Below are 26,766 nucleotides of genomic sequence, written 5' to 3'. Positions count from 1 at the left end.
CTCAGTCCGAGGCCGCTCCAGGAAGCGGCGGGGAGAGCGGGCCTCCGCCGCGCGCCAGACGTTCCAGATCGTCAAGGGCGGACTCAGCCGCCGCCGCGGCGGCGGGGTCGCGCTCCTTGATGCCGCTCTCGGCGAACTCGTCCTCGTCGAGGCGGATGACCGTGTCGCCGTCCGCCGAGCACCACAGGTCGAGGTCCAGGTCTTCCACTGTGAGCGTGGCGCCCTCCCTTACCGCCGGGCGCGTCACGTCGCAGTACCAGCCCTTCAGGATGCCCGTTGACGTGCGGACCTCCTTCACGGCGTACCAGCGGTCCCGCCAGTAGTGCTCCGTGAAGACGTCGCCCGGTTCGAAGCGTACGAAGCCGAAGTCCCGCACTCCGTCGGCCGCCCACGGCGCGCGGACCGTCACCACTGTGCCGTCGTCCGCGACCACCTCCGCCGGGTAGCGGATCTTCGTGCGGCCCCTCTTCATCAAGATGACGTCCACCTTGTCGGCCGGCGTTCCGGACGATGTATCAGCCGAGGCTTCGGACATGGCGTACCTCCGTGGCGCAGATCTCGTAACCGAACCACTTGTTGATCGCCAGCATCGGCTCGTTGCCCGCGTCGTTGCCGGTGAACGCCTCGGTGCAGCCGGCCGCCCGTGCCCGGTGCAGGGAGTCGTTCTTGGCCAGCTTGGCAAGACCGCGCCCGCGGAACGCGCGTGCGGTGCCGGTCATGCCGCTCGAGTAGCGTGACGCGTCGTCCGTGCGGGCCAGGGTGAAGGCGGCAGGGCGGCCGTCCACCATTGCCACCGAGGTCAGTTCACGGTTCACCAAGGGGTGGTTCCACGTCTCGGCGAGCCAGTGCTCGTAGTCCGTGAACTCCGCCGCCACGTCGCTCGGTTCGTCCGCGACGGCCTCCGCGTCCAGGTCGAAGAGGGCGCGCGGGTCGTCCCCGAACGCCTCCCCTGTGCGCAACTCGACGTCCTGCGGCGGCTCTTGGCGGGGCGGTAGCGTGCCGGACGCCAGGTCGAGGCGGAGGAAGTGGGCCGAGCGGCTCGCGCGGTAGCCCCGGTCGGCGGCGAAGGCGCGGTTCGCGGGCTCGTCGAGGACCCAGGAGAAGACCGTGGTGGCGCCGTTGTCCGTCAGGTGATCCTGCGCCGTCCGCAGGATCAGCGAACCCGCGCCGAGCCCGCGCCGCTGAGGGAGTACGTAGACGTTGGCGAAGCCCTGGCCCGGGTGGGGGCTGTCGTGGGCGATGCCCACCTGAGCCGTGCCGATGATCTTCCCGTCGGTCTCGGCAGCCAACTGGAGGTAGCGGGAGTCGGGATGGGCGTGCGCCAGGTCGAACAGGACCGAATCGGCTGTGGCGAGCATGGCGGGTACGCAGGCGCGGCGGACCGCGGCGAAGGCTTCGGCATCGGCTCTGTCACCGGAGCGCAGGGCGCGGACTAGGACGGTCATGGAGCCGCACGCTACGCGCGTGGCGCGTCGGGATGCCTCTTATTTTCCGGGGGTGCGGGACAATCGCCGGGTGACTTTGAAGATCGAGATCGAGATCGACGGTGGTGCCGGGGGCGGCGCCGGTGCGAGTGGCGTGCCGCCCTACGAGCAGGTGCGGGCCCAGATCGCCGAGCAGGCGCGGGGCGGGGCGCTGCCGGTGGGGTACAAGTTGCCGACCGTGCGGGGGCTCGCCCAGGACCTTGGGCTTGCCGCGAACACGGTGGCCAAGGCGTATCGGGCCCTTGAGGCGGACGGGGTGATTGAGACGCGGGGGCGTCACGGGACGTTCGTGGCCGCGGCCGGTGACGCGGCGGCGCGGGAGGCGTCGGCCGCGGCCCAGGCTTTCGCCGAGCGGGCTCAGCGGCTCGGCCTCTCCGAGGCGGCGGCTCTTTCCGCCGCGCGGGACGCGGTGCGCGCGGCTTACGGGGAGTCGGGGTGACTCCTGCCCCGCCGCCGGGCTACAGATAGAGCCCGGCGTCCGCACCCTCGCGGGGGTCCGGGACCGACGTGGGGGACGTGCCGCGCCGCAACGCGTACAGCTCCGCCAATGTCGCGCCCTCGCGCGAGACTCCCTCGTCCGTGCCGAGCCAGTCGGTCGACTCGGCGCGGGTCAGGTTCCCGACCTCGATCCGGGCGAGGCACCGCCCCGGCCGGACCACCGCGGGGTGCAGCCGCTCCAGGTCCTCGTTGGTCGTCACGCCGACCAGGACATTGCGGCCCTGCCCCAGCAGCCCGTCCGTCAGGTTCAGCAACCGCGACAACGCCTGCCCGGCGGTGTGCTTCGCCTCCCCGCGGATCAGCTCGTCGCAGTCCTCCAGAAGCAGCAGCCGCCAGCGTCCCTTCGCCGTGCCGTCGTCCTCGCCGATCGCGATGTCCATCAGGTAGCCGACGTCGCTGAACAGGCGCTCCGGGTCCAGGACACAGTCCACCTGGCACCAGTCGCGCCAGGACCGCGCGAGCGTCCGCAGCGCCGACGTCTTGCCCGTGCCCGGCGGGCCGTGCAGGAGCAGGAGGCGGCCCGAGATGTCCTCGGGGCCCGTCTTCATCAGGGAGTCCATGGCCTCGGCCACCGGCGCGGTGTAGTTCTGCCGCACCTCCTCCCACGTACCGGCGGCGATCTGCCGTGTGGTGCGGTGCGGGCCGCGCCTGGGAGACACGTACCAGAACCCCATGGTCACGTTGTCCGGCTGAGGCTCGGGCTCGTCCTGCGCGCCGTCCGTCGCCTGCTTCAGGACCTTCTCCGCGAGGTCGGCGCTCGTCGCCGTCACCGTGATGTCCGCGCCGCGGTTCCAGCGGGAGATCAGGAGCGTCCAGCCGTCGCCCTCGGCGAGCGTCGCGCTGCGGTCGTCGTCGCGGGCCGCGCGCAGCACCGTCGCACCCGGTGGGAGCAGCGTGGATCCTGACTTGACACGGTCGATGTTGGAGCTGTGCGAGAAGGGCTGCTCGCCGGTGGCGAAGCGGCCCAGGAAGAGGGCGTCCACGACGTCCGACGGAGAGTCGCTGTCGTCGACGTTGAGCCGGATCGGCAGGGTGTCCTGAGGGTTCGCAGACATGCCGCCATGATCCGGCACGCAAGTGCCCTTGTGCATCCCGGTTTACGTACTTCGCCGTACTCCGTTCAGGTGCGGACCGGCGCGAACGGCGCGGAACGGACCACGGGGCCGTGGCAAACCTGTGGTGCGGAACCTGTGCCACCGCCAACCGGCCCCGTTACGATTGCCCCTGATGGGACGTCATGAGTGGAAATCGGGGGCACAGCGGTGGCGACTCACCGCGCTGCTCGGCGTTGCTGTGGCCGCACTGGCCCTGATCCTGACCGTCATCACCACGCTCCCCGGCGGCGGCACGGGCACCGAGGGCACCACGCGCGACGGTGACAAGGTGCACGGCACCCCCGCCGTCCCGCCCGACGAGGCGAAACCAGCCGTCGGCTGGGGCTTCACCCACACCCAGTACAGCGCGGACGAGGGCGAGGACGCCGCCACGCGGCGTGCCGGGACGATGCTCGCCGGCCTGCCGAGCCCGCTGCCGCAGAACCAGCACATCATGGGCTGGGGCGCGAGCAATCCCGAGCCGGTCAAGGGGCGTTACGACTTCGAGGCGATGGACAAGCGGATGGACTTCATCCGCGCCACCGACGGCACGCCGGTCGTCACCCTGTGCTGCTCCCCGGACTGGATGAAGGGCGGCAAGCCCGGTTCGGGCAACACCGACTGGAGCCAGCAGTCCCTGGAGACCGCCCCGGAGCGCGAGCACTACAAGGACTTCGCCAAGCTCGCGGCGACCGTCGCCAAGCGCTATCCGGACGTACGGCACTTCATCGTCTGGAACGAGTTCAAGGGCTTCTGGAACAGCGAGAAGTCCCGCTGGGACTACGAGGGCTACACCGAGCTGTACAACCTGGTCTACAAGGCGCTCAAGAAGGTCAACAAGGACATCATGGTCGGCGGCCCCTACCTCGTCATGGACAGTGTCGACCCGCGTCAGACCGAGGAGGCGTCGCATGAGGTCAAGGGCGCCTGGGGCCGCATGGACCAGCGGGTTCTCGACGCCTTCGACTACTGGAACAAGAACAAGGCGGGCGCGGACTTCGTGGTCGTGGACGGATCCAGCTACACCGTCGACGACGACATGCTCCCCGACGAGTTCAAGGCCACCGACAAGCTCACGGCGGTCGGCAAGTGGGTGCGCGCGCGTACCGGCGACCTGCCGCTGTGGTGGGCCGAGTACTACGTGGAACCGGGCGACAGTGACGACGCCCGCGACGGCTGGTCCGAGCCGCACCGCGTCGCCGTCCAGGCATCCGGTCTGATGGCGATGGCGCGCGGCGGCGCGAGCAGCGGCTTCTACTGGAACCCGCAGAACAAGGGCGAGGACTGTGCGGGCTGCCTGTGGCGCTCCACGCAACTCTCCGACGGTGGAACGGAGTTGCCGATGCTGGAGATGCTCTCCCGGTTCAGCGACGCGTTCCCGCCCGGCACGGAGTACGAGAAGGTCTCCGTCGCCCCCGACGACGTACCGAACGTACGTGTGCTCGCCGACAAGAAGACGGTGCTCGTCGTGAACACCCTCGACCGTGAGATCGACGCGAAGGTCGACGGGCAGCGGTTCACGATGAAGGGGTACGGGGTGAAGTGGCTGCAGCGGTGATCCGCCGCGGCCACCCGCCCCCACCGGCCCCCACCGTCACGCCATCGTCAGGAACCGCTGGATCAGCGAGGCGAACAGCACCGCGAGCAGCGGCAGCGAGAACCAGAAGCTGCTCTGCAGCCAGCGCAGCTGCCGCACGCTCGGCTCCAACGCCACCCGCGCGACCTCACGGGTGACGAGCAGCAGGATCACGGCGATCGCCGCGAGCGCGCCGATCACCGACCAGGGAGTCCAGGTGATCTGTGGGCCGATCGGGCCCGGATCGGCCTTCTCGACCTTGCCGTTCGGCTGCTCGCGCAGCGTGTAGAGGGTCGCGTCGTCGTTCGTGAGGACCTTCTTCAGTTCCTGGCGGTTGTCGAGGTTCGTGATCAGCCGGGAATCCCAGGTCATGGGGTAGCCCACGTCCATCTGGAGATACACCGTCTGGCTCTTGTTGATCATCAGATACGAGTTGGGGCCCGCGTCCTTGAGCGCCTTCACCAGGCTGGAGACCAGGACGGGGTCGGCCGGTGCGAGGGTCGGGACGTACTGGACCTTCTCCATGTCGCGTGTGCCCCACGGCATCGCGGGCGTCACGTTGTTGACCGTGTCGTCGCTCATCCACAGCAGCCGCACCGTCGGATCGTCGTGCTCGTACACGTAGTCCATCGCGGCGACCTCGCCGACCCGGGTCCGCTCGAAGGGTTCGTTGCCCCAGCGCGCGACCAGGAAGCCGCCCATCAGGATGAGCCCCGCCATCAGAGCGGCGACGGGCGCGAGGCTCACCCGGTCGCGGTCGCGCTCCTTCGCGGTGATCCCCGCGCGCGGGAACAGCGCGAGTCCGGCCAGGAGCGCGGCGCCCGGCAGTGCGAACATGAAGACGCGGAGTGCCATCTCGCCGCCGTACGACTGCATGCCGAAGCCCAGGAACGGCACGAAGGTCAGGACGAGCAGCGAGCGCTCCGTGTACTTGTGGTCGCGCCGTCGCCACCAGCCCCAGCAGGCGAGGGCCATGACGCCGCCGGCCAGGGCCACGCGTGCGTAGAGGACGAGCTGGTGGGTCGAGCTGCCGCCCTCGATCCGCCCGGACACCGACGACGACACATTGCCGCCGACGCCGCCGATCCCACCGAACAGCTCGTTGAAGTGTCCCGACCAGTAGGGCTCCGCGAGGAAGCCCAGCCAGACGGCGACGAAGACGGCGAAGAGGATCGGCAGGCCGCGCAGCTCCGAGCGGCCCACCAGGACGAGCGCGGCAAGGACGCCGAGCATCACGAACGGCGTGAGCTGGTGTGCCGGGACCGTCGCCGCGAACAGGGCGATCAGGACCACGAGCAGCACCGCGCGCTGGCGCCGGTCGGCGGGTTCGACGTCGAGCTCGCCGGGGCGGCGCTTGGCCCACAGGACGTGCGGCGCGCGGAACCACACGAGGAGCACCGCGACGAACACCAGATAGAGCAGATACGTGAAGCCCTGCGGCGAGAAGTAGTCCTGGCCGACCCAGCCGCTCAGGGCGAAGATCCACAGGCCGGTCCACTTGGCGCGCCAGCCCGCCCGCATGGAGCGCGTGAGCAGCAGCATCGGTGCCAGGTAGAGCAGTTGCATGGCCAGCGGCCACCAGCGGATGACCTCGGTCATGTCCGAGACGCCGCACGCCTTCGCCACGAACGTGGCCGCCGCGAAGAACCCGGGCCAGCTCCAGCGCGCGTCCAGGTCGGGCACCGCGGAGCCGGTCCTGTCGATGTACTCCATGAAGCCGAGGTGCTGCCAGGCCGTCGCGAACCGCGGCTCGTCCTCCAGGACGGCGGGCAGCGCGTGCAGGCACACCACCGTGGCGATCAGCGTCGCGAGGAGCAGGGCCTGATGCGGCCGTTCCATCCAGAGCAGCGAGGCGAAGACGACGACGAGCAGCGCGGCCCCGAGCAGGGTCGGCGTGGGCAGGACGGAGATGAGCCCGAGCCCGCCCATCTTGTCCAGGTCCGCCTCCGTGATGCCGAGGGCGGGCAGCCAGTAGAGGGCGAGCGCGAAGGCGAGGAACAGCGCCATGAAGAGGGCGCGTCGGCGGGGGAGCGGTTCGGGGACGACGGGTTCGGGCGGGGACTGGGGCACGCGTGAGACAGTGCCCGGTTCCTCGGCGGGCGCCGTGACGGCTGAGGACACCGAGGCGGGAACCGCCGAGGGCGGCACCGGCTCGCGGGGCTTGAGCGGCGTTCTCAGCGCCCAGGTCGGCCGGTGCTCCATGTCGTCCCCCTCGTCCCGCTCGGCCCGCTCGTCCCGCTCCGCCCCCGTGCCCGCTGGCTTCTCGGGAGCGGGCTTCTGGGACACGGGCTTCGCGGAGAACGTGGCCCTCCCGAAAGCCGGTGTCCGCGTCCCGTACGCGGGCGTCCCCGGCCCGGGGCGCATGTCGGGCCTGCGCTCCGGATGCTCGAAGTCCATCTGCACGGCCAGTTGCAGGGTGTTCGAGTCCAGTGTCTCGCGCAGCGCCCAGGCGGGCCCGCGCCGCTCCTTCTCATGGCCCGGCACCTTGTCGGCGGGCGGGGGCGGCGCCTCAGGTGTCCCCAGGTCGGCGAGATCGCCGTCCGGTGCCGCGTCGGCCGGCGCGGAGGAGGGAGCCCCCCGCGCCACCCGGTACAGCTTCGGCGCCGCGATCGCCACGATCACGGCGAGGCTGGAGATCTCCGCGACGCCCGCCCCCGTCAGACCCATGCGCGGCAGCAGCAGGAGGGTCAGGCCGAGCACCAGGAAGCACAGCAGACCCTGCATCCAGGCGATCCCGGACGTGCGGCTCTGCGCGCGCTGCACCGCGAAGTACGTCTCCATGACGACCCGCAGCGCCGCGCCCACCGCGAACCAGCGCAGCAGCGGCGTCGCCGCGTCCGCGTACGCCTGGCCGAAGACCCGCAGGATGAAGGGCGCGCAGACGAAGAGCAGACCGCACACCGGCAGCATGATGCGTGCCATGCGGCGCAGCGCGGCCCGGGTGTTCGCCGCGAGCCGCGCCGGGTCGTGCGCGCCCTCGACGGTCAGCGACGCGCCCATGTTGATGGCGAGCAGGTTGACCGTGCCGCCGATCGTGGTGGTGATGTAGAAGTACGCGTTGTCGACCGAGCTGACCTGCGAGGCGACGATCACCGGTACGAGATAGACCACGGCGAGCGAGAAGAGCGAGCCGGTGTAGTCGCCGGCCAGGAAGCGGCCCATCTCGCGCAGCGTCGGAGGCTGCGTCTTGTCGTGGGTCGCCTCGATGTGCCGTGGCACGAGCCGCCGGAACACCAGCCAGCCGAGCGGCAGGACCGACACGGCGATCGCGGCGACCCACGACACGAACACGCCCGCCGTCGGGATCGCCGCGGCCACCGCGATGAGCAGCCCCAGCTTGACGACCGAGAAGATGGTGTTGCCGACCGGCACCCACAGCGCGTTGCGCAGCCCCGTGAGCACCCCGTCCTGGAGGGTGAGCAGCGACCAGGCGACGACCGCGGCGATGAAGCCGAGGCCGTTCAGCGGGCCGTGCAGGAATCTGTACGAGGGACCCCACAGGTCGAGCGTGAGCAGGAAGATCAGCGCGGCGAACGACACGACCAGCGAACTGGTCGCGTAGGTACGGAAGATGAGCTTGCCCGTGGCGCGTCCCGCGACGGGGATGAAGCGGGCGAGGGCCCCCATCAGGGTGAGGGCGGTGAGGCCCGCCAGGAACTTCATGGCGGCGATCGCCGCCGAGCCCTGGCCGACCGCCGACTCGGAGTAGTACCGAGCGGCGGCGAGCCAGAAGCCGAGGCCGAGCACCCCGGAGATGCCGGTGTTCAGCATCAGCGCGTAGGCGTTGCGGAACAGGGGACTACTGCTGTTGCCGCCGCCGGAGCCGCCCCTGCCGGGCAGGCGCATTCTGCGCGGCCTGCCCGACTTGCCGGACGGCGGCTGCTGTTCGGTGGCGGGAGTCCCAGAGACGTCCGCCTGGGCGGTCGACGTGTCAGACACGGGTACGAGTTGCCTTCCGGCGGGCCTGTCGGGCTCTGCGGACCACGGCGTACCCCTTGGTGTGGGCACGGTCCCTGGCGAAATTGCGGGCGATCGAGCGGCCCTCGACGAGCCGCTCGAACTCCTCGATGCCGGTGGAGCGGCGCACGGTCACCCGCTGCAGGGCGAACGGACCCTGGGCGCGCCGCGCGAGGCCGTTGCCGACCGCGAGCGACTGGGCGAATCCGGCGCCGCGCACCGTACGGCGCACCCGGCGGCTCGAATAGCCGTACGGGTAGGCGAAAGAGGCAGGGCGGATGCCCAGTTCGTCGGTGAGGATCTCCCTGCAGCGCAGCAGCTCGAACCAGAGATCCTCGTCGTCCAACTGGTCGAGCTGCGGGTGCGTATGACTGTGCCCGCCGATCTCCGTCCCCACCGAAGCCAGTTGGCGCACCTGGTCCCAGTCGAGCATCAGGTCGAGACCGCCCCCGGTGTCGTGCGCTCCGCGCAGCCAGCCCGTGGAGACGAACAGCGTCGACGCGAAGCCGTGCTCGGCGAGCGCGGGCAGCGCGTGCCGGTGCACGCCTTCGTAGCCGTCGTCGAAGGTGATCAGGACGGGCTTTCTCGGCAGTGACCGGCCGGGAGCGCGCCAGACCGCGGCGAGATCGGCCGTGGTGATCGGTGTGAAACCCCGCTCGCCGAGCAGTTCGAGCTGCTCGGCGAACGCCCCTGGACGCACGGACAACTGCCGTGTGTCCAGAGTGGGTTCATGGGCGATCGAGTGATACATGAGGATCGGCACGGGAGCGGTCATGGCGGTCCCCCTCGGCCGATCGGTGCCGTGATCATGCGGCAGCCCCCTCCCCGCCTTCCGCGTCCTTCGCGATCTCCACGACCGAGAAAGTGGCGCCCGCCCTGCGCGCGCGGACACTGCCGAGGACGTACCCCCCGGCCGCCGTGACCACGCCCGCCACAATGGCTCCCGCGCGGCCCGCGCCGCCGGGACGGGCGAGCAGCGCGTCACGCAGCCCCCGCCCGACACCCGCGGGCAGGACACGCGTGGCATAGCGCCGCTCGGACTCAAGCCCCTTGTCCGTGCCGACACTTCGGGCGACGAGCGCCTTGGACAGGCCTTCCGCGTACGTCCGCGTACGGAAGTAGTGGAAGCGCTCGCGGGCCGCGGGGACGCGGTGGTGGATCACCGCGCGATCGTCGATGAGCAGGATCGCGTCCGGCCTCGCCCGGGTGAGACGGATGCACAGCTCCGTCTCCTCGCAGCCCAGCGGACGCTTGTCGCCGTCGCGCCCGATGCCGGTCGCGAAGCCGCCCGCCACCTCGAAGGCGCTGCGGCGGAAGGACGCGTTGCCGCCCAGGACGTTGCGCACCCGCACACGGCCCTCGGGCAGCCCCTTGTACGTACAGCCGACGACCCAGTCGAATTCCTCGGGGAACCAGGCGGGCCTGCGCCGGGACTCCCAGATCGGCATGGTGCGCCCGCCCACGGCGAAGACCCGCGGGTCGGCGTATCCCTCGGCGAAGTGGCGCAGCCAGTCCCGCTCTGCGACGGCGTCGTCGTCGAGGAACGCGATGATCTCGCCGCCGGACGCGGCGATGCCGGTGTTGCGGCCCGCGGAGAGACCGCGGGGGCCCGCGTTGGCGAGCACCCGCACCCCTTCGGTCTCCTTGTACTCCTTGGCGAGCCGGTCCAGGAGCGAGGCGTTGTGGTCCACCACGAGAAGCGTCTCGAGCGCCGCGAGGGACTGCGCCCGCACCGAGGCGACCGCCGCGAGGATGTCCTCCCAGCGGTCCTCGGTGTAGACGCAGATGACGACGGAGATGCCCGTGACCGTGCGTCCCCCGTGGCGTCCGGAAACGCTCAAGACACCTCTCCCTGACGCGTGCGGAAGGGGACACCACGCGTGCGGCGCCGCTGCCCGCGGCGGTTGGAGCGCTCCGTGAGGATCACCTTCAGGACCCGCAGACCGTCGCGCACGGCCCTGAGATTGCTGACGCCGTGGATGCGCAGATACTCGTGGCTGGGGATCTCCTGCACCTTGAGCCCGGCCTTGACGACCCTGATGTTCATCAGGGTCTCGACCTCGAAGCCCGTGCAGTCGAGGTCGATCTTGTCCAGGCAGTGCTTCCAGAAGGCGTTGTAGCCGTAGCAGAGGTCGGTGTAGCGGGCGCCGAACTTGGCGTTCACCACGGAGCACAGGACGTGGTTGCCGAGCTTGCGGATCGGCGTCATGTCGTCCGTGGCGCCGCCGTTGGCGAACCGCGAGCCCTTGGCGAAGTCCGCGCCGGAGACCAGCGCTGAGACGTAGCTGACGATCTCGTGACCGTCGGCCGAGCCGTCCGCGTCGACCATGACGATGATGTCGCCGGTGCACGCCTCGAATCCGGTGATCAGGGCGTCGCCCTTGCCCTTGCCGAGCTGTCGGACGACCTTCACGTCCGGCCACAGTTCCCGCGCGACCGCCACCGTGTCATCGGTGGAATTGCCGTCCACGAGGACGACCTCGTGGATCCAGTCGGGCAGCGACTTGAAGACATAGGGAAGATTCTCCGCTTCGTTCATCGCGGGAATCACGACGCTCACCGGCGGTGTGATCGCCAAGTGCGTCGATATCGGTCGGTAGTTGCCGGACAGTGTCGGCTTGTTTAATGGACCTTGGTCCGGCTCGGCGGCCGGGCGCACAAAAGAACTCACGAGTCTGATCCCTCTCGTCCGGTGGACCGCCCACCCCCGGGCAGTCCGGCTATGTATCCGGTTCGAAAGGGGGGTTCTCACTTACACATGCCGAAATGGATCTCCGTGCACGCCAAAGTGAGCTGGCATTGCGCGGGACGTAACTCGGCACGAATTCAACAGCCGAGCACGGCACCCCCCTACCGCGCCCCGCACCGGAACCACCGCGATCTTGAGCCCTCCCCTAGATCGCATTGCGTGATGGGTCGATGCGGGTGGATGTACGACGGTATTGATGATTGAGACCTTATGGCAAGGCCTGGAACGAGGCCTCACGTTTTTGATGATTTGGCCGGTCTTGGTGGGCACATATGGAGCGCCCCGTTCCTGCCTTCTCTCCTCTATTCCTGCTTTCTTGATCGAATTTGACCCATGCGTTTCAGCAGCTTGTCGGCCGGTTCGAAGAGCTCCGGCCGTGACAAGACGGTGTTGCGCAGGGCCCTTACCGGAGCGCGCCGCGCCCGGTGACCGATCGCCGCAGGATGGCGCAGAGCCACCCACCCCTCGGACACGGTGAGTTCACGTGTCTTCAGGGAGTCCTTGTACTGCTTCTGGCCCCGTCCGAGATCGAGATACGCGATGCCGTCGGCGGCGGCCGCCTCGGCCATGCGCAGATGCAGGATCAGGCCGGGCGAGTATTTGGCGAAGGCCGGGTCGTAGGCCGGGAACCACTGGGCGAAGATCCGCTCGGAGCAGAGCCCGAAGTGCGCTGCCACCGGCGCCTCGTCGACGTAGAGGACGGAGAGCAGGCCGGTGAACTCATCGGACCTGGTGTGGAAGAGCTGGCGCACGAGCTGCTTGATCCAGGCGGACGCGAAGCGGTCGCTGCGGCCGGTCCTGCGGTACTGGGCCGACTTCCACTCCATCAGGGTGTGCAGGACCTTGGGGTCGCGCTCGTCGTGCACATAGCGAACGACGCCGTGGTGGCGCCCGAGCCTGCGCTCCTTGGCAAGGGTCGTGCGGGTGAACTTCGGCGACTTCGCCTTGAGCTGGCCGAGATATGCCTCGTACCCCTGGTCGATGTCCATGACGGGGGAGGCGAAGGAGCCGGAGACGCCTGCCTCGAACGGCTGCTGGCCGGCGGCCAGATGGTCGAACTCGTACATCGCGAGCCCGCAGGCCCGTAACAGTTCCCGCGCGTCCCAGGTGAAGCCGGGCCGATGCACCAGGCCCTGGCAGTCGGAGACGCCCAGGCCGATGGCCCGGCCGACGCCGGTGATGGATCTCTGGAACGGGAAGAACGCCGCGGGCTCACCGTCCTCGTGTACGACCGCGATGCGCACGCCGCGTCTCCAGTGGCCCACCGCGAGGGTGAACTCCGGGGAGAGGAAGGGATTGCCCATCTCCGGGGAGCCGTTGAGGTGCGCCTTGGACTGCATCGCTGTCCAGGCCACCCGGTCCGCAGCGGTGAGTTCTCCAGGGCGGTGCACGGTGATGTCCACGTCAGGAGGTCCGCCTCGTCGGGGTACGACGTCGCAGTCGCCGTACCAGTACCAGCAGATAGATGAGTGAGCCGATCACGGTGATGGCGACGACTCCGCCGCGCACCGACCACATGTGCAGGGCGAGCATTCCCTGGGCCACCAACAGGTTGACCGCGACGGCGCCGGAAACGGAAGCCACGATCCGGCCCCATGGCTCAAGTCCGCCGAGCGCGGCACCGATCGCACAGCCCGGGGCGGCAAGCAGGAAGAACAGTGTGAAGGGTGCACGCAGGGGCGATTCGATGTCCGTGAGCGCGAGAACCGCGCCGACCGCGCCGACAGCCACAGCCATGCCCGCGAGCAACGGCAGCGCCTCTTCGTGGCGGCTCGGCGGATCCCCGGGGCCGCGCCCGGTGTCTGATGACGGTGCCTTGATCCTGATGGTCTGCATTGGCGACTTTGCCCCCCGAAGCGCCGGATGCCGGGCTTCAATGTCGCGCAGTCGACGGCGGCGCGTCAAGATGCGGAGGCTGTGTGGAGATGTTCGCCCTGAGGTCCTTGAACCGGAGGAGAACTCGCCGCGAGTGCGGGGGAATTGGCGGCGAACTTGTTGACATGGGCACTACCGGTGGCGGGAGGGGGGTGGTACCACAGTCGTGGCAGACATCCTGCTAAGGGAGGTTCCATGAGATTGTCCCGAATCACGGCATACGTATCCTCACTCCTCCTCGCCACCGCCTTCGCCCTCACCGGGGCAACCGCGGCGCAAGCAGACCAACAGAGCGACCAACAGGCCGCGGCCACCGGCTATGTGGCGCTCGGCGACTCCTACTCTTCCGGCGTCGGATCCGGCGCCTACGACAGCGGAAGCGGCGACTGCAAGCGCACGCCGCGCGCGTACCCCGCGCTCTGGGCAGCCGCGCACTCACCCTCCAGCTTCAATTTCACGGCTTGCTCGGGTGCTCGTACGGGTGATGTTGTGGCGGGCCAACTCGGCCCGCTCGGCTCCGGAACGGGTCTGGTCAGTCTCTCCATCGGCGGCAACGACGCCGGCTTCTCCGACGTCATGACGACCTGCGTCCTGCAGTCAGAGAGCAACTGTCTCGCGCGGATCGCGACGGCACGCAGCTACGTCGAGTCGACGCTGCCCGGCAACCTCGACAAGGTCTACTCGGCGATCAGCGCCAAGGCACCGGCCGCCAAGGTCGTCGTGCTCGGATACCCCCGCTTCTACAAGCTCGGCGGCGGCTGCGTCGCCGGTCTCTCCGAGAAGGAACGCAGCGCCATCAACAGCGCGTCCGACTTCCTCAACTCCACCACGGCCAAGCGCGCCGCCGACCACGGCTTCGCCTTCGGCGATGTGGCCTCCAAGTTCAGCGGGCACGAGATCTGCTCGGGCGACGCCTGGCTGCACAGCGTGAACTGGACCAACATCGGCGAGTCCTACCACCCCAAGGCCGCGGGCCAGTCCGGCGGCTACCTCCCCGTGTTCAGCGCCGCGGCGTCCTGACCCACTCGGTCCGGCGCGACTCAGTTCGGCGCATAGGAGGAGGCCCCGTCCGTCGGGGTCTCCTTCTCGCATGTCACCGAGTACGCGACAGTGTTGGAGGTGGTCCTCACCGGGCTGCGCACCTCCACGCTGATCGCGTTCGCATACGTCGACCCCGGCTCCCCGGCGACCGTCTCCGTGTGCTGCACCTGCTTGGTCTTCCCGCCTCCGGAGGCGAAGCTGAGGGTCTTCCAGCCGGGGTCGCTCGGCGTCCCGGACTTGGTCACCCAGCGGTAGTCGACGGTGACCGGAACTCGTCCCACGGTGAACGTCGCGGTGAACGAAGGCACCTGCCCCGCGGCCGGCGGGCAGGCACCGCTGTACTGGGTGTACGCGCCGACGACCGAGACCTTGACGCTCTGCGCCGGGGGAGTGGTCGTCCCGCCGCCGTTGCCGCCGCCTCCGCCGGTCGTGGAGCCGCCGCCTTTGGAACCGCCGTCGCTGCCGTCGCCGGTGCTCGACCCGCTGCCGTCGCCTCCGCCCGACGTGCTGTTGCCGCCGCTCTTGCCCCCGTCGGAGCCGCTGCCACTCCCGCCGCTGCCGTTCCCGCCTCCGCTCTCGGAGGAGCCGCTGCTGCTTCCGTTCCCGCCACCGCCACCGCTGTCGCGATTGAGCAGGGAGTAGGCGAGCCCGCCCAGAGCGAGCGCGAGGGCGACCAGGCCCGCGGTGAGGACGAGGACCGTGCGGCGCGAACGGGTCGCAGCGGTGGTGGTGGTCGTGGCGACGACGGGTTCTCGCTGCTGATTCGGTGGTGGCGGAAGCGGCGGGGGCGACTGGTGTTGCTGTTGCTGTTGCTGTTGTGACGTGATGGTCGGGGTGTACGGGAGGGGCGCCTGGACACTGGGAGTGCCGCCCGCGGCGATGAGCCGCAGCTGGTTCTCGGCCTCCGCGGCGGAGATCCGGGCGGCGGGGTCCTTCCGCAGCAGCCCCTCGATGACCGGGGCCAGCGGCCCCGCGTTCCGGGGCGGCGGCAACTCCTCGTCGACGACCGCACGCAACGTACTGAGCGGGGTGTCCTGCCGGAACGGCGAGCTGCCCTCGACGGCCGCGTAGAGCAGCACGCCGAGCGACCACAGATCGGACTCCGGCCCTGGATGCCGCCCCAACGCCCGCTCCGGGGCGAGGAATTCGGGCGACCCCACCACTTCGCCCGTCATGGTGAGCGCCGAACTGCCCTCCACCATGGCGATCCCGAAGTCGGTGAGGACCACCCGCCCGTCGTTCGCGATGAGTACGTTGCCGGGCTTGACGTCGCGATGCAGGACCCCGGCCTCGTGGGCGGCGCGCAGGGCTGCGAGCACCTCGGCGCCGATGCGGGCGGCGTGCCGAGGCCCCATCGGCCCCTCGGAGTCGAGGACGTCGGACAGCGAGAGCCCGCGCACGATCTCCATGACGATCCACGGGCGGCCGTCCTCGCTCGCCACGTCATAGACCGTCACCACATTGCGGTGCGGGATACGGGCGGCGGCCCAGGCCTCGCGCTCCAGGCGGGCGTACAGCCGGTCGACCTCACTGGCCGGGATCCCCACGGGGGCGCGCACTTCTTTGACCGCGACCTCGCGGCCGAGGACTTCGTCGCGGGCCCGCCAGACCGTGCCCATACCGCCTTCGCCCAAGGGGGCGAGGAGGCGGTAGCGCCCCGCGATCACACGCTCGTTCCCGCTCACGGGCGTCCCCCATCGGCAGCCGTGCGATTCTCCACAAAATTACCTCAACCGAGTGCTGTTGCCGCCCCTTTGAACACCAATCCACACCCAAGGGCGAATACGACACAGGCGGAACCGAGCGGCAGGAACCGGTGCGTGACCCGGTGCGGCCACCGGGGCCCGCGGACCCGCCGTACGGCGAGGGAGCCGACCCGCACCACGAGGAACCCGGCGGCCGTCAGTGTGACGGCGCGCCCCGCGCCGTACGCGAGGACGAGCAGCAATCCGAACGAGGCCCCGCCCAGGGCGGCGGCGCCGACGAGCACGACGACGGCGCAGGGGTGGGTACCAGGCCGCCCGCGAAGCCGAGGAAGAGGTACGCCCGGCGGGGGCGGCGGTGACCACTCCGCCGCCCGCCCCGCGAGAGCGGGAGCTGACCGCCGTACGTACGCGGGTGCTGACCGCCGTACGTACGACGGAGCAGGAGCCGCCCCGGCGGGCGCCCGATGCTCCGAACGCGCCCCCACGCTCCCGCGTGCTTCTTCCTGCCGCGGCCCTCACCGGCTTCGACCTGGCCGCGAGCGTGCCGAGGTACGTGAGATGGCCCACGTCCTGGCGGCTCCTGACGCCCGGTCGGCCGGGGAGAGGGACGCGTGGGGGCGTGGCAGCTACGTCGTCGCGTCGGAGTCCAGGCGGCGCGCCGTGGTGAGCGTCACGGGGCTCGGGGCGCCGCCTCGGGGGGCGCGCACCAACTGTGGCTGGGGCGGCCCGCCTCGGCGCCCCGTCCTCCGAGTCTGCTCGACGGCGAAACGCCGTTGATCGCGACAGGTCTGAGTGCGCTCGACAAGTCACTGGCAGTGACGACCGGGTCCGATAGGGGCTCGAAGAGGCCCGCTTCTGCCCTTCTTGTCCAACTCGCCCTGGAATCAGTTGGATTCGGAGAGTAATCGTCAACCTCCTTACGCAGAAGGTGAATCATGCGACCGGGATACGCGAGTGTGGTGAGGGAGCGATAGAGTTAACCTGCCCTGGGCCGGGTGCCCTCGTACGGGTGGGGAGTGACATGGAACAGATAACGGTGCGCAGCAGGGCGCGTGTCCCTGCGATCACCTGCGGGAGCAGCGCGACCAGCTCGCGTCTCGACCGCCATCTCGCAGTGCTGGGCGGCCCCGCCGTTCCGCAGCGTGAGACGGCGGAGGCGACGTTGCTGATGCGTGAGCTGACCTCACGGGGTGCGCATGACCACAGTGGCCGAGGTGCACGTGTGCGAAGGGTCTCCCTCTTCGCTCCCTTGCGCAGGCTGCGGCGGTCGCTCTTTGGGGGTCGCTGACCACGGGTGGTCGGGGGTTCGGCCGTCGCCAGCGGCGGATTGCTCCCATCCACCCGCCCCTTCCCCACCGCACATCACTCACCACACCCCTGCCTTAACACCCGTGTCATGCGCACCTGTTGACGCCGCAACTTTCCAGCCCCGATGTGGCTGATGTGCGGGCCGACGCACCCCTGCGCGATCAGCGTGAGCATGCAGCACTCCCCGCGAGCGGCCCGGCCCTGAGCCGCCGCCACACCACACCACGCGGCTCCTCGGCGCGGCCGATGTCACCGTCGGCGTGGATGCGCCGAGCTGACGGTCACTTGGCCGATCTGGGGTTTTTCCGCTGATTGGCAATGAAGCGCGCCTTCTTCTGACGATTCCCGCACGTGTTCATGTCGCACCATTTGCGAGTGCGGCTCTGGCTGGTGTCGAAGAAGGCGGCTTGGCAGGTCGGTGACGCGCACAGGGCCAATTTTCCGTCTCGTTCGCCCGCGATGACGCTGATCGCGTCGGCGGCGATCACGCCGAGGGCATCCTCCACGCGGGAAGCCGAGCTGAGCCGCCATTGCCGCTCGCCCTCGGGCGTCAGGAACGCCGCGGCCCGACCCTGGACGCTGCGGTCATTGATGACGTGGACGGCGGTTGCGGGCAGAGCGTCCTGGAGTGCGGCCGCTGTCGCGGCGGCGTGAATCGACTCCCTCAGTTCCCGGGCGAGGTCGAGCTGGGCTGTGCTGCAGGAGTCCACGGCGAGGCCGTTCACTGTCAGCCAGTCGATGAGCCGGTGCGGCGCGGGAATGCGCTCCACGGGGTTGCCGTGACGCTCCGACAGGGTCCCCGTGAAGCTGGTCGCCAGCACGCTGCCGAGGCGGAATTCAGGGAACTCAACACGCATGGAACCACCTTAGCAGGTTGCGCACCGGCAGGAAGGCATAGTAGAACCGGCTTAGACGGTTCTCGATAGTTCGTAGCCGGTTCCACGATGGCCAGGAGGTCTCATGCCCCGTCCCACCAGCGACGTGCAAGCATTTGAAGCCCACGCGACCGACGCCGACCTCGACGATCTGCGCGCGCGACTGGCCGCGGCGCGGCTACCGGAAGCTGAGACGGTCCATCGCGCCGTGCCCGGCCCTCGCCGATGGGAACAGGGCGTTCCGCTCGCCGACCTCGTCGATGTCGTGAACTACTGGCGCACCGGGTACGACTGGCGGTCGTTCGAAGAGCGCCTCAACCGGATCGGCCAGTTCCGCACGACCATTGATGGTCTGGGAATCCACTTCCTGCACCGCCGGTCCGCGCGCGCGGATGCCACTCCTCTGCTCTTGACGCACGGCTGGCCGGACAGCATCGCCCGGTTCACCGATGCAGTGGACGAGCTGGCAGATCCGAAAGACGCGGACGCGCCCGCGTTCCACGTCGTGGTCCCGTCGCTTCCAGGCTTCGGCTACAGCGACAAGCCGACCACCACGGGGTGGGGAACCGAGAAGATCGCCGCCGCGTGGGTGGAACTGATGGGAAGGCTCGGCTACGGCAAGTTCGCAGCCCACGGCGGCGACTGGGGAGGCAATATCACCACGGTCCTCGGCGGCAGGTTCCCGGCGCACGTTCTCGGCATCCACACCACGTTCGCGGAGGGGCCGCCCGGGTTGACCACGGACGGACTGACGGCGGTAGAGCGCGAGTGGACCGAGGAAACCAGCGACTTCTGGCGCCACCGCGCGGCGTACGCGAAGCAGCAGGCGACCCGCCCGCAGACCATCGGCTACTCGCTCGTCGACTCACCGGTCGGGCTTCTCGCCTGGATCCTCGACAAGTTCGCCGAGTGGTCGGACACCGAGGACAGCCCGTTCGAGACGATTTCCAGAGACCGCGTTCTCGACGACGTCACCCTGTACTGGCTGACGCGGACCGGCGCGTCGGCGGCCCGCATCTACTACGAGAGCCACAACTCGCTCGATCCCGAACTCCGGGTCGACGTCCCCTCAGCACTCACCATGTATCCCCGCGACGTCGAGAAGTGTCCGCGCCCCTGGGCGCGGGAGCGGTACCGACAGATCGTCCGATGGAGCACGCCCGAAGCCGGGGGACATTTCCCGTCGCTGGAGGTTCCCGAGTATTTCGTCAAGGATCTACAAGAGGGCCTCGCGGCAGTCCTTGCGGCTACCAGGTAATGAGTGCCGGTCGGCTCCACATGCGATCACGCAAGAACTCCCCGTAAGGACGTCTCACCGGCCGAATCGGCGCGCGGAGGGCCGTCCCGCCGACCTCCAGGCGTAGGCGTGCGGGCATGCAGGCGTGCGGGCGTGCGGGCGTGCGGGGAGCGCCGCAAGGACGCCCGCTCACCGTCCCCCGTGCGTGTACCGGCGGACGGCGAGCGGTACGCACACGCCGAGCAGTACGAGGGACCAGACGATGGCCCCGGCCACGGGATGCGCCACCGGCCAGGCGGCGTCCGCGGGGACGGGCGCGTTGCCGAACAGATCACGCACCGCCGTCGCCACCGCGCTGATCGGATTCCACTCGGCGACGGTGCGCAGCCACCCGGGGAGCCCGTCGGTGGGGATGTACGCGTTCGAGAGCAGCGGCAGCATGAAGGTCGCGCCGCCCAGCTGCCCCGCGGCCTCCTCGCTCCGCGAGGCGAGCCCGAGCAGGATGCCGATCCAGGTCATGGCGAACCGGAAGAGGAGCAACAGCGCGAAGGCGCCCAGGGCTTGGAGCGGCCCGCCCTCGATCCGCCAGCCCATGGCGAACCCGACGAGCATCAGCGGCACAAGGCCCACGGCGGTGGTCAGCAGATCGGCGGCCGCCTGCCCGAGCGGGACCGCCGAGCGACTCATCGGCATCGTGCGGAAGCGGTCCATGACGCCCCGGTGGGAGTCCTGGGCGGCGGTGAACATGCCGGTCATGATGCCGTTCGCGGCGGTCGCGACGAGCATGCCCGGGACGAGGTAGGCGCGGTAGTCGCCGCCGGACATGGCGAGGGCGCTGCCGAAGACGTAGCCGAAGAAGAGCAGGAAGACGATGGGCATCGTCTGCGTCATGACGAGGATGGCGGGCGCGTGCTTGATGCGCCGCAGATGCCGGCCGAGGACGGCGGTGTCGTCGTAGAGGATGGCGTTCAAAGGGACCTCCATGTGGGGTGATCGGTTGGGTGGGGGCGGGAAACTCCCGCCGTGAGGCGGCGGTTCAGGAGGAGACGCGAGAGACGAGCCGCAGAAAGACCTCGTCGAGAGTCGGCGCCCGAAGAGTGGCGTCGACGACGGGAACCCCGGCGGCGTCCAGCTCACGGACGACCCGCGGCAGCGTGAGATCCACGTCGAGAGAGACGACCCCGGCGGTGCGCCGCTCGGTGTCGAGGACCGGCTCAGCCCCGGTGAGCTGGTCGAGGACGGCCGCGGCGGCGTGCAGCGCCCGCGTCGCGGTGTCCCGCGGCAGGACGACCTCGACGTAGGTCCCGATCTGCGCCTTCAGCGCGGCCGGCGTCCCCCGGTGCGCGGCAAGCCCCCCGTCGATCAGAACGACCTCGTCGGCAAGCTGATCCGCCTCCTCCAGATACTGCGTGGTCAGCAGTACGGTCGTCCCTTCTGTGGCCAACTCCCGTACGGCGTCCCAGATGCCGTTCCTGCTGTGCGGGTCGAGCCCGGTGGTCGGCTCGTCGAGGAAGAGGACGCGTGGCCGCACGAGCAGGCTGGCCGCGAGGTCGAGCCGCCGCCGCATGCCCCCGGAGTAGGTGCGGGCGGGCCGGTCGGCGGCGTCCGCGAGGCCGAACCGCTCCAGCAACTCGTCGCCCCGCCCCCGTGGGGCCCGCAGCAGCCGCGCGAAGAGCCGCAGGTTCTCCCGCCCGGTCAGATCTCCGTCGACGGATGCGTACTGTCCGGTCACGCCGATGAGCCGACGCACCGCGGCGGCCTCGCGCACCACGTCGTGGCCCGCGACGAGCGCTGTCCCGGCGTCCGGTGTCTGGAGCGTGGTGAGCAGCCGCACCGCCGTCGTCTTGCCCGCGCCGTTGGGGCCGAGCAGCCCGCAGACGGTGCCTTCGGGGACGGCGAGATCGAGTCCTCGCAGGGCGTGGACAGAGCCGTAGCGCTTTTCCAGACCCTCACTAAGTACAGCGTACGTAGAAGTCATGTCCGCACGGTATCTCACTACGTACGCTGTACGTAACTAAGATGGGGGCGAGGTGATGATCAATGGCGGGCCGAGCGGCCGAACCGGAAGTGATCTGGGCGCGTCCCGAGCGTGCGGGCCGTGGCCCGAAGCCCGCGTACAGCAGGGCGGACATCGCGGCGGCGGCCGTCCGCATCGCTGACGCGGACGGCATCGACGCGCTCTCCATGCGGAGGGTCGCGGGCGAGCTCGGCTGCGGCACCATGTCGCTCTACAACTACGTACCGCGCAAAGAAGACCTGCACGAACTGATGGTCGACGCGGTGAGCGGCGAGTACGTGCTGTCGGCGGGGCCGCCGGACGGCGACTGGCGCGCGGAGACGCTGGCGCTCGCCCGCCAGACGCGCGAGATCATGCGGCGCCACCCGTGGCTGCCGCGAATCATGTCGGCGCTCTACGGCTTCAGCCCGAACGCCCTGCGCTACCTGGAGCACTGCCTCGGCGCTCTGGAAGGGCTCGACGCGTCCTACGGCACCAAGATGGAACTCATCGGGATGGTCAACGGCTCGGTCATGACGTACGTCGCCAACGAGCTCGGCATGGCCGAGCGCGCGCGCTCACTGCCGTGGTCAAAGGAGCAGGAACAGCAGGTGCGGTTCGCCTACCTCGCCGGTCAGGTGGGCACCGGGGCCTACCCGAGGCTCGCGCAGGCGCTCGCGGAGGCGCCCGCGCCGGACGACGGGGACGAGCTCTTCGACCGCATGCTGAACCGGCTTCTGGATTCGTTCGCCTGAGCGGTACCCGGCGCGCTCTCTCTCAGGCCGGGGTCTCCTCCTCGTCGCGGGGCTCAAGGCGGGCCAGTTCGCCGCGTGATGCCACGCCGAGCTTCGGACAGGCGTTGTAGAGGTGGTAGCCCACCGTGCGCGGCGACAGGAAGAGCTGGGCGCCGATGTCCCGGTGGGGCATCCCGGTCGCCGCGAGCCGTACGACCTGCCGCTCCTGCGGGGTGAGCCGCTCGATCGGCGCCGTGTCGCCGGCGCGCCGCGCCCGGCTCTCGCCGGTGGCCCGCAGCCCGGCGCGGGCCCGCTCGGCCCACGGCGGCGACGCGAGCGGTTCGAAGGGTGTCAGCCGGTGTCACGCGGCTCAGAGAAGGGCGAACTGGCCGCCGGGCCCCTCCTCGGGGTGGTCGAGCACCGACGCGGGGCGCCGCGCGGCATCGGGCGCGGGGAGCACGCCCGCACGACGCAGCGCTTCCGCCGTGACGCGCAGGCCGAGATCCGCGGTCAGCTCGGCTCGCTCGGGCCGGAGTTCCGCGAGCAGCGCAAGGACCGTGATCAGCTCAAGGAGTTCGGACGTCCACGTCTGCGGCCACTCCACGGGCCGGATCGCCTCCAGGGAACCCGCCTCGCCGGCCGCCATGCGCCGCTCGAACCACAGCTCGAGCACCCGTACCCCGCTCACCTCGAATTCCCACGCCGCTCGCGGCACCGGCGAGATGCGGCCCGCGTCCACGCACAGCGCCTCCTCGTCGGCGTCGTACGAGAGCTCCGCGGGGCGGGCGGGCAGCGGCGCCCGTACGTAGGGGCGCCGTCCGCCGGGCAGCTTGGGCCGCGTTCCGTCGCCGCGCGCCTGGAGCGCGAGCATGCGGCGCCCCAGTTCCGTACCCCGTTCCCAGACTCCGGCGTCGGACGTCAGCGGCACCCGGCACCCGGTCACGGAAGCGCTCGCCACGGCCAGCGTCCAGGCGAGCAGATCCCCGGCGCCGACATCTTGGCCGAGCTCCGCGGAGAGGTGGGCGAGCAGCCCCGGCGCCACATTGGGTTCGAGCCCGCCGGGGCGGCGGAACAGCGGGCGGATCCGCCCCGGCCGCCCGGCGGGGGAGCGGCCGTCCGGCAGTACGGCGGAGGCGAGCACCGCAGGGCCCGTGGAGCCGGTGACGTAACCCTGTTCGACGAGGAACAGCTGTCCCTCGCCCGCGACTCGCCACAGTTCGGGGCGTGCGGTGTCGATGAGCCGGTGGTCGGGGATCAGCCACTGCTCGTCGAAGGGGCCGTGCAGGACGCGCACCGGATCGGGGCAGGGGCCCGACTCGGCGGCCAGTGGGACCGTCGCACCCCGGTGGCCGGGGAGTTGGGCGACCGCGGTGTGCAGGGTGCGTGAGCGCGAGGGGCCGAAGAGCCGTTCGCGCTCGGCCGCCTGCGCCCGCACGAACGTGGCCCAGCGGGATCTGAGGGATGCGGCGTCCGGTCCCATCGGCCACCCGCGGCCCGGCCGGAGCGGTGCGACGGACCACGGCATCAGGTCGGCGAGCAGCGCCGCTTCGTCGTGCGTCACGCCCGGCATCGTACGTCGAGACCCTTACGTCGCGTCGAGGGTGACCGTGAAGGAGAAGCGGTCCCCGCGGTAGTGGATGCGTGCCACGTCCAGGGCGCGGCCGTCGGTGTCGTACGTGATGCCCGTGTAGTGCAGGATCGGGCTGAGCAGCGGCACTTCGAGGAGGCGGGCCGTCTCCGGGTCGGCGAGCGTGGCCTCGACGGTGTCGGTGATGCGGCTGATGCGGACGCCCACGACGTCGCGCAGGACCTTCGTCATGGGCCAGCGCGCCAGATCGTCGAGGTCGACGCGCTCCGCGAGTTCGGGGCGGACGAAGTTATGGGCGTGATTGGTCGGTTCGCCCGTCTTGTCGTCACTGCGCAGCCGGTGGTACGTCGCCACCTCGGCCAGATCCGGGAAGTGCTCGGCGAGTTCGCCGGAGACCGGAGCCGTGCCGTGCGCGAGCAGCTCGGTGCTCATGCCCGACTGCTGGGCCACGATCGCGTCGACCGATCCGAGCAGCCGGACCGGGGAGCCGCGCCGGGCGCTGGGCTCGATGAACGTGCCGCGCCGCCGGTGCCGGGTGATCAGGCCCTCGTCCTCCAGCTCCTTGAGTGCCTGGCGCATGGTCAGGACACTCACGCCGTAGTGCCCCGCGAGCTGCTCCTCGGTGGGCAGCCGGAGCGGGGCCTCGGGCGTGCGGCCGAGTATCGAGGCGCGCAGGGACTGCGACACCTGATACCAGAGCGGCAGTTTGCGATTCAGGACGATCGAGTCCGGGGCGAAAGCGGTCACGGTCTCTCCGAATCAGTCCGCAGCGGCTTCGAAACGGGATCAGTTGCCTGATCGGTTACCGGGTCGGTTGCCGGATCAGTTTCGAAAATGGCGCTCCAGACCCTCCCACACATCGTCGTATCCGCGCTGCAGATGGGAGGCCTGAGCTGCCTGTTCGGTCGCCGTCACCGGCCAGCGTGTCTCGAACATGAAGGCAAGCCCGTCGTCGATCTTCTGCGGCTTCAGCTCGGCGGCCGATGCCTTCTCGAAGGTGTCGTGGTCGGGGCCGTGCGCCGACATCATGTTGTGCAGCGAGCCGCCGCCGGGCACGAATCCCTCCGCTTTCGCGTCGTACGCGCCCTCGATCAGGCCCATGTACTCGCTCATCACGTTCCGGTGGAAGTACGGCGGCCGGAAGGTGTCCTCGCCGACCAGCCAGCGCGGCGCGAACACCACGAAGTCGACGCCCGCAAGGCCCGGGGTGTCGGACGGCGAGGTGAGCACCGTGAAGATCGACGGGTCCGGGTGGTCGTAGCTGATGGTGCCGAGGACGTTGAAGCGGCGCAGGTCGTACACGTACGGGACGTGGTTGCCGTGCCAGGCGACGACGTCGAGCGGAGAGTGGCCGTAGGTCGCCTTCCACAGATTTCCGCAGAATTTGTTCACCACCTCCACCGGCCGCTCGTCCGCCTCGTACGAGGCGACCGGAGCCCTGAAGTCCCGTGCGTTGGCGAGGCCGTTCGCGCCGATCGGGCCCAGGTCGGGGAGCTGGAAGGCCGCTCCGTAGTTCTCGCACACGTACCCGCGAGCGGTGTCGTCGAGCAGCTCCACACGGAAGCGCACCCCGCGCGGGATCAGCGCCACCTCGCCCGGCTCCGCGCGCAGCAGCCCGAACTCGGTACGAAGGAGCAGGCCGCCCTGCTCGGGGACGACGAGGAGTTCGCCGTCCGCGTCGCTGAACACGCGGTCCGTCATGGAGGAGTTGGCGTGGTAGAGGTGCACGGCCATGCCGGTGCGCTGGGTGGCGTCTCCGTTGCCGCCCAGGGTCCACAGGCCCGCGAGGAAGTCCGTGCCGGGGGCGGGCTCGGGGAGGGGATTCCAGCGCAGGCGGTTGGGGTCGGGCGTCTCGGTGAAGGGCGCTGTGCGCAGAGCGCCGTTGTCGACGCGGGTGAACGCCGGGTGCGCGGCCGACGGGCGGATGCGGTAGAGCCACGAGCGGCGGTTGTGCGCGCGGGGCTCGGTGAAGGCGGTGCCGCTCAGCTGCTCCGCGTAGAGCCCCAAGGGTGCGCGCTGGGGCGAATTGCGGCCGTGCGGCAGGGCGCCGGGCACTGCTTCGGAGCTGTGTTCGTTACCGAAGCCGGAGAGGTACGTCAGTGCCTCCGCCGTCTTGCGCGCGCCGTCCGCGTCCGCACGGCGCGCGTCGGTGGTGTGTTCCCGGCTCATCATCGCTCCCTCGTCAACGATTCCTATAGGACACCGTAGGATTCACGTTTTCCTTCCGCAAGGGGGATCCATGGATGTGAACAATGCTCTACTCTCCCGGGATGCCCCACCGTGACCCCCGCCGTGCTGCCCGTAGTGATCAGCAGAAGCCCCCGCCGCCCCCGAAGACCCTGCGCCGCGTGCCCGTGCAGGAGCGCAGCGCCGAGCGTCTGACCCGCATCCTCGACGCCTGCGCCGACGTCCTTGACGAGGTCGGCTACGAGGAACTGAGCACCCGTGCCGTCGCCCTGCGCGCGGGTGTGCCGATCGGCTCGGTCTACCGCTTCTTCGGCAACAAGAGGGCCATGGCGGACGCCCTGGCCCACCGCAACCTCGACGCCTACGGCGAACGCGTGGCGGCGCGCATGGCCGGGGTGCAGCGCGGCGACTGGCGCGGCGCCGTCGACGCGGCCTTCGACGAGTACCTCGCCATGAAGCGCACCGTCCCCGGCTTCGGCCTGGTCGACTTCGGCATCCCCTCGGCGCCCGGCGCGATGCCCGACGCCAACTCGGACGTCGCCGAGCGGGTGGCGGGACTGCTCGCGGCGCACCTGGACCGGCCGCTGGACAAGAGGCTGAGCCGCACCGTGCTCGTCGGCGTCGAAGCGGTGGACGCGGTCCTCCAACTCGCCTTCTGCGTGCGCCCGTCGGGCGATCCCGACCTGATCGACGAGACGCGGACCCTGTTGCACTCCTACTTCGCGGGTTCGCTGGACTGAATCAGGGGGGGGCGGGGCTCGCGGATTCACGACGTGACCCCCGCAGGGTCCTGACGCCATGCATACCGGTCGGTATGGTGAGTGGGCACGTGCGTCGTAGCCGCCGCCCTGGACCCTGGAG

Annotated in this window: 25 protein-coding genes; 7 read left to right on the top strand and 18 right to left on the bottom strand. The window is 70.1% G+C overall.

The genetic code is table 11. The features are described from left to right. Position 1: 1 nt before the first annotated feature. Together ACFVXC_RS33980 and ACFVXC_RS33975 are read right to left on the bottom strand one after the other, a co-directional pair. Positions 2–535, bottom strand: coding sequence for a DUF402 domain-containing protein (locus ACFVXC_RS33980; protein WP_389913408.1), 534 nt, complete (start codon positions 533–535; stop codon positions 2–4). After that, a complete protein-coding gene (locus ACFVXC_RS33975; protein ID WP_389913405.1) occupies positions 516–1,445 on the bottom strand; it encodes a GNAT family N-acetyltransferase in 930 nt (309 codons plus the stop codon). The genes ACFVXC_RS33980 and ACFVXC_RS33975 overlap by 20 nt, the downstream gene beginning before the upstream one ends. 70 nt (positions 1,446–1,515) lie before the next feature. Between ACFVXC_RS33975 and ACFVXC_RS33970 the strand changes: the two genes are divergently transcribed. After that, on the top strand, positions 1,516–1,923 hold the full coding sequence (locus tag ACFVXC_RS33970; protein ID WP_389913402.1) for a GntR family transcriptional regulator: 408 nt from the start codon (positions 1,516–1,518) through the stop codon (positions 1,921–1,923). A gap of 19 nt (positions 1,924–1,942) precedes the next feature. Here the strand turns inward: ACFVXC_RS33970 and ACFVXC_RS33965 are convergent, their stop codons facing one another. Next, entirely contained in the window at positions 1,943–3,037 is a 1,095-nt protein-coding gene (locus ACFVXC_RS33965) for a DUF5925 domain-containing protein (protein WP_389913399.1), read from the bottom strand. 172 nt (positions 3,038–3,209) lie between these two features. On the opposite strand from ACFVXC_RS33965, the gene ACFVXC_RS33960 reads away from it, so the two are divergent. Further along, complete coding sequence (locus tag ACFVXC_RS33960) at positions 3,210–4,634, top strand: xylan 1,4-beta-xylosidase (protein ID WP_389913396.1); 1,425 nt, start codon at positions 3,210–3,212, stop codon at positions 4,632–4,634. A gap of 36 nt (positions 4,635–4,670) precedes the next feature. Here ACFVXC_RS33960 and ACFVXC_RS33955 read toward each other — a convergent pair whose 3' ends face one another. The 6 genes from ACFVXC_RS33955 to ACFVXC_RS33930 form a co-directional block, all read right to left on the bottom strand. Continuing rightward, positions 4,671–8,591: a lipopolysaccharide biosynthesis protein gene (locus ACFVXC_RS33955; protein WP_389913393.1), complete on the bottom strand. Its 3,921-nt coding sequence runs from the start codon at positions 8,589–8,591 to the stop codon at positions 4,671–4,673. Further along, a complete protein-coding gene (locus ACFVXC_RS33950) occupies positions 8,584–9,384 on the bottom strand; it encodes a polysaccharide deacetylase family protein (protein WP_389913390.1) in 801 nt (266 codons plus the stop codon). The genes ACFVXC_RS33955 and ACFVXC_RS33950 overlap by 8 nt, the downstream gene beginning before the upstream one ends. A 31-nt stretch (positions 9,385–9,415) precedes the next feature. Continuing rightward, a complete protein-coding gene (locus tag ACFVXC_RS33945; RefSeq protein ID WP_389913388.1) occupies positions 9,416–10,450 on the bottom strand; it encodes a glycosyltransferase family 2 protein in 1,035 nt (344 codons plus the stop codon). Further along, positions 10,447–11,280: a glycosyltransferase family 2 protein gene (locus tag ACFVXC_RS33940; RefSeq protein WP_389913385.1), complete on the bottom strand. Its 834-nt coding sequence runs from the start codon at positions 11,278–11,280 to the stop codon at positions 10,447–10,449. The genes ACFVXC_RS33945 and ACFVXC_RS33940 overlap by 4 nt, the downstream gene beginning before the upstream one ends. A 380-nt stretch (positions 11,281–11,660) precedes the next feature. Further along, positions 11,661–12,761 (bottom strand): GNAT family N-acetyltransferase, encoded by a 1,101-nt coding sequence (locus tag ACFVXC_RS33935; RefSeq protein WP_389913382.1) that lies wholly within the window; start codon positions 12,759–12,761, stop codon positions 11,661–11,663. Between the two features lies 1 nt (position 12,762). Continuing rightward, complete coding sequence (locus ACFVXC_RS33930) at positions 12,763–13,194, bottom strand: hypothetical protein (RefSeq protein WP_389913380.1); 432 nt, start codon at positions 13,192–13,194, stop codon at positions 12,763–12,765. 234 nt (positions 13,195–13,428) lie between these two features. Here ACFVXC_RS33930 and ACFVXC_RS33925 point away from each other — a divergent pair, with 234 nt between their 5' ends. Continuing rightward, positions 13,429–14,253: an SGNH/GDSL hydrolase family protein gene (locus ACFVXC_RS33925; protein WP_389913377.1), complete on the top strand. Its 825-nt coding sequence runs from the start codon at positions 13,429–13,431 to the stop codon at positions 14,251–14,253. Between the two features lie 20 nt (positions 14,254–14,273). On the opposite strand, the gene ACFVXC_RS33920 is transcribed toward ACFVXC_RS33925, so the two are convergent. Further along, positions 14,274–15,893: a serine/threonine-protein kinase gene (locus tag ACFVXC_RS33920; RefSeq protein WP_389913639.1), complete on the bottom strand. Its 1,620-nt coding sequence runs from the start codon at positions 15,891–15,893 to the stop codon at positions 14,274–14,276. A 110-nt stretch (positions 15,894–16,003) separates the two neighbouring features. Further along, positions 16,004–16,465: a hypothetical protein gene (locus tag ACFVXC_RS33915; protein WP_389913375.1), complete on the bottom strand. Its 462-nt coding sequence runs from the start codon at positions 16,463–16,465 to the stop codon at positions 16,004–16,006. 536 nt (positions 16,466–17,001) lie between these two features. Between ACFVXC_RS33915 and ACFVXC_RS33910 the strand changes: the two genes are divergently transcribed. Further along, positions 17,002–17,268: a hypothetical protein gene (locus tag ACFVXC_RS33910; RefSeq protein ID WP_160504136.1), complete on the top strand. Its 267-nt coding sequence runs from the start codon at positions 17,002–17,004 to the stop codon at positions 17,266–17,268. A 301-nt stretch (positions 17,269–17,569) separates the two neighbouring features. Here ACFVXC_RS33910 and ACFVXC_RS33905 read toward each other — a convergent pair whose 3' ends face one another. Beyond that, complete coding sequence (locus tag ACFVXC_RS33905; RefSeq protein ID WP_389913372.1) at positions 17,570–18,145, bottom strand: CGNR zinc finger domain-containing protein; 576 nt, start codon at positions 18,143–18,145, stop codon at positions 17,570–17,572. A gap of 103 nt (positions 18,146–18,248) precedes the next feature. Here ACFVXC_RS33905 and ACFVXC_RS33900 point away from each other — a divergent pair, with 103 nt between their 5' ends. Continuing rightward, the gene (locus tag ACFVXC_RS33900; protein WP_389913370.1) at positions 18,249–19,421 is read left to right on the top strand and encodes an epoxide hydrolase; all 1,173 of its coding nucleotides are present in this window, start codon (positions 18,249–18,251) and stop codon (positions 19,419–19,421) included. 168 nt (positions 19,422–19,589) lie between these two features. On the opposite strand, the gene ACFVXC_RS33895 is transcribed toward ACFVXC_RS33900, so the two are convergent. Both ACFVXC_RS33895 and ACFVXC_RS33890 read right to left on the bottom strand, forming a co-directional pair. Beyond that, a complete protein-coding gene (locus tag ACFVXC_RS33895) occupies positions 19,590–20,384 on the bottom strand; it encodes an ABC transporter permease (protein WP_389913368.1) in 795 nt (264 codons plus the stop codon). A 52-nt stretch (positions 20,385–20,436) separates the two neighbouring features. Then, on the bottom strand, positions 20,437–21,378 hold the full coding sequence (locus ACFVXC_RS33890; RefSeq protein ID WP_389913365.1) for an ATP-binding cassette domain-containing protein: 942 nt from the start codon (positions 21,376–21,378) through the stop codon (positions 20,437–20,439). 62 nt (positions 21,379–21,440) lie between these two features. Between ACFVXC_RS33890 and ACFVXC_RS33885 the strand changes: the two genes are divergently transcribed. After that, positions 21,441–22,151: a TetR/AcrR family transcriptional regulator C-terminal domain-containing protein gene (locus ACFVXC_RS33885; RefSeq protein WP_389913362.1), complete on the top strand. Its 711-nt coding sequence runs from the start codon at positions 21,441–21,443 to the stop codon at positions 22,149–22,151. A gap of 22 nt (positions 22,152–22,173) precedes the next feature. Here the strand turns inward: ACFVXC_RS33885 and ACFVXC_RS33880 are convergent, their stop codons facing one another. The 4 genes from ACFVXC_RS33880 to hmgA form a co-directional block, all read right to left on the bottom strand. Then, positions 22,174–22,323, bottom strand: coding sequence for a helix-turn-helix transcriptional regulator (locus tag ACFVXC_RS33880; protein ID WP_389913359.1), 150 nt, complete (start codon positions 22,321–22,323; stop codon positions 22,174–22,176). Between the two features lie 177 nt (positions 22,324–22,500). Next, a complete protein-coding gene (locus ACFVXC_RS33875; RefSeq protein WP_389913356.1) occupies positions 22,501–23,700 on the bottom strand; it encodes a type ISP restriction/modification enzyme in 1,200 nt (399 codons plus the stop codon). 15 nt (positions 23,701–23,715) lie between these two features. Beyond that, complete coding sequence (locus tag ACFVXC_RS33870) at positions 23,716–24,465, bottom strand: GntR family transcriptional regulator (protein ID WP_389913353.1); 750 nt, start codon at positions 24,463–24,465, stop codon at positions 23,716–23,718. 75 nt (positions 24,466–24,540) lie between these two features. Next, positions 24,541–25,887 (bottom strand): homogentisate 1,2-dioxygenase, encoded by a 1,347-nt coding sequence (gene hmgA / locus ACFVXC_RS33865; RefSeq protein WP_389913350.1) that lies wholly within the window; start codon positions 25,885–25,887, stop codon positions 24,541–24,543. Between the two features lie 101 nt (positions 25,888–25,988). On the opposite strand from hmgA, the gene ACFVXC_RS33860 reads away from it, so the two are divergent. After that, positions 25,989–26,645 carry a TetR family transcriptional regulator gene (locus ACFVXC_RS33860; protein WP_389913347.1) on the top strand — a complete coding sequence of 219 codons (657 nt, stop codon included), beginning with the start codon at positions 25,989–25,991 and terminating at the stop codon, positions 26,643–26,645. Positions 26,646–26,766: the final 121 nt, after the last annotated feature.

The organism is Streptomyces sp. NPDC058257 (genome assembly GCF_042881845.1).
Taxonomy (GTDB): domain Bacteria; phylum Actinomycetota; class Actinomycetes; order Streptomycetales; family Streptomycetaceae; genus Streptomyces.
Note: the sequence above shows the minus strand (reverse complement) of the source record. Positions and strands in the feature narration are given on the sequence as shown.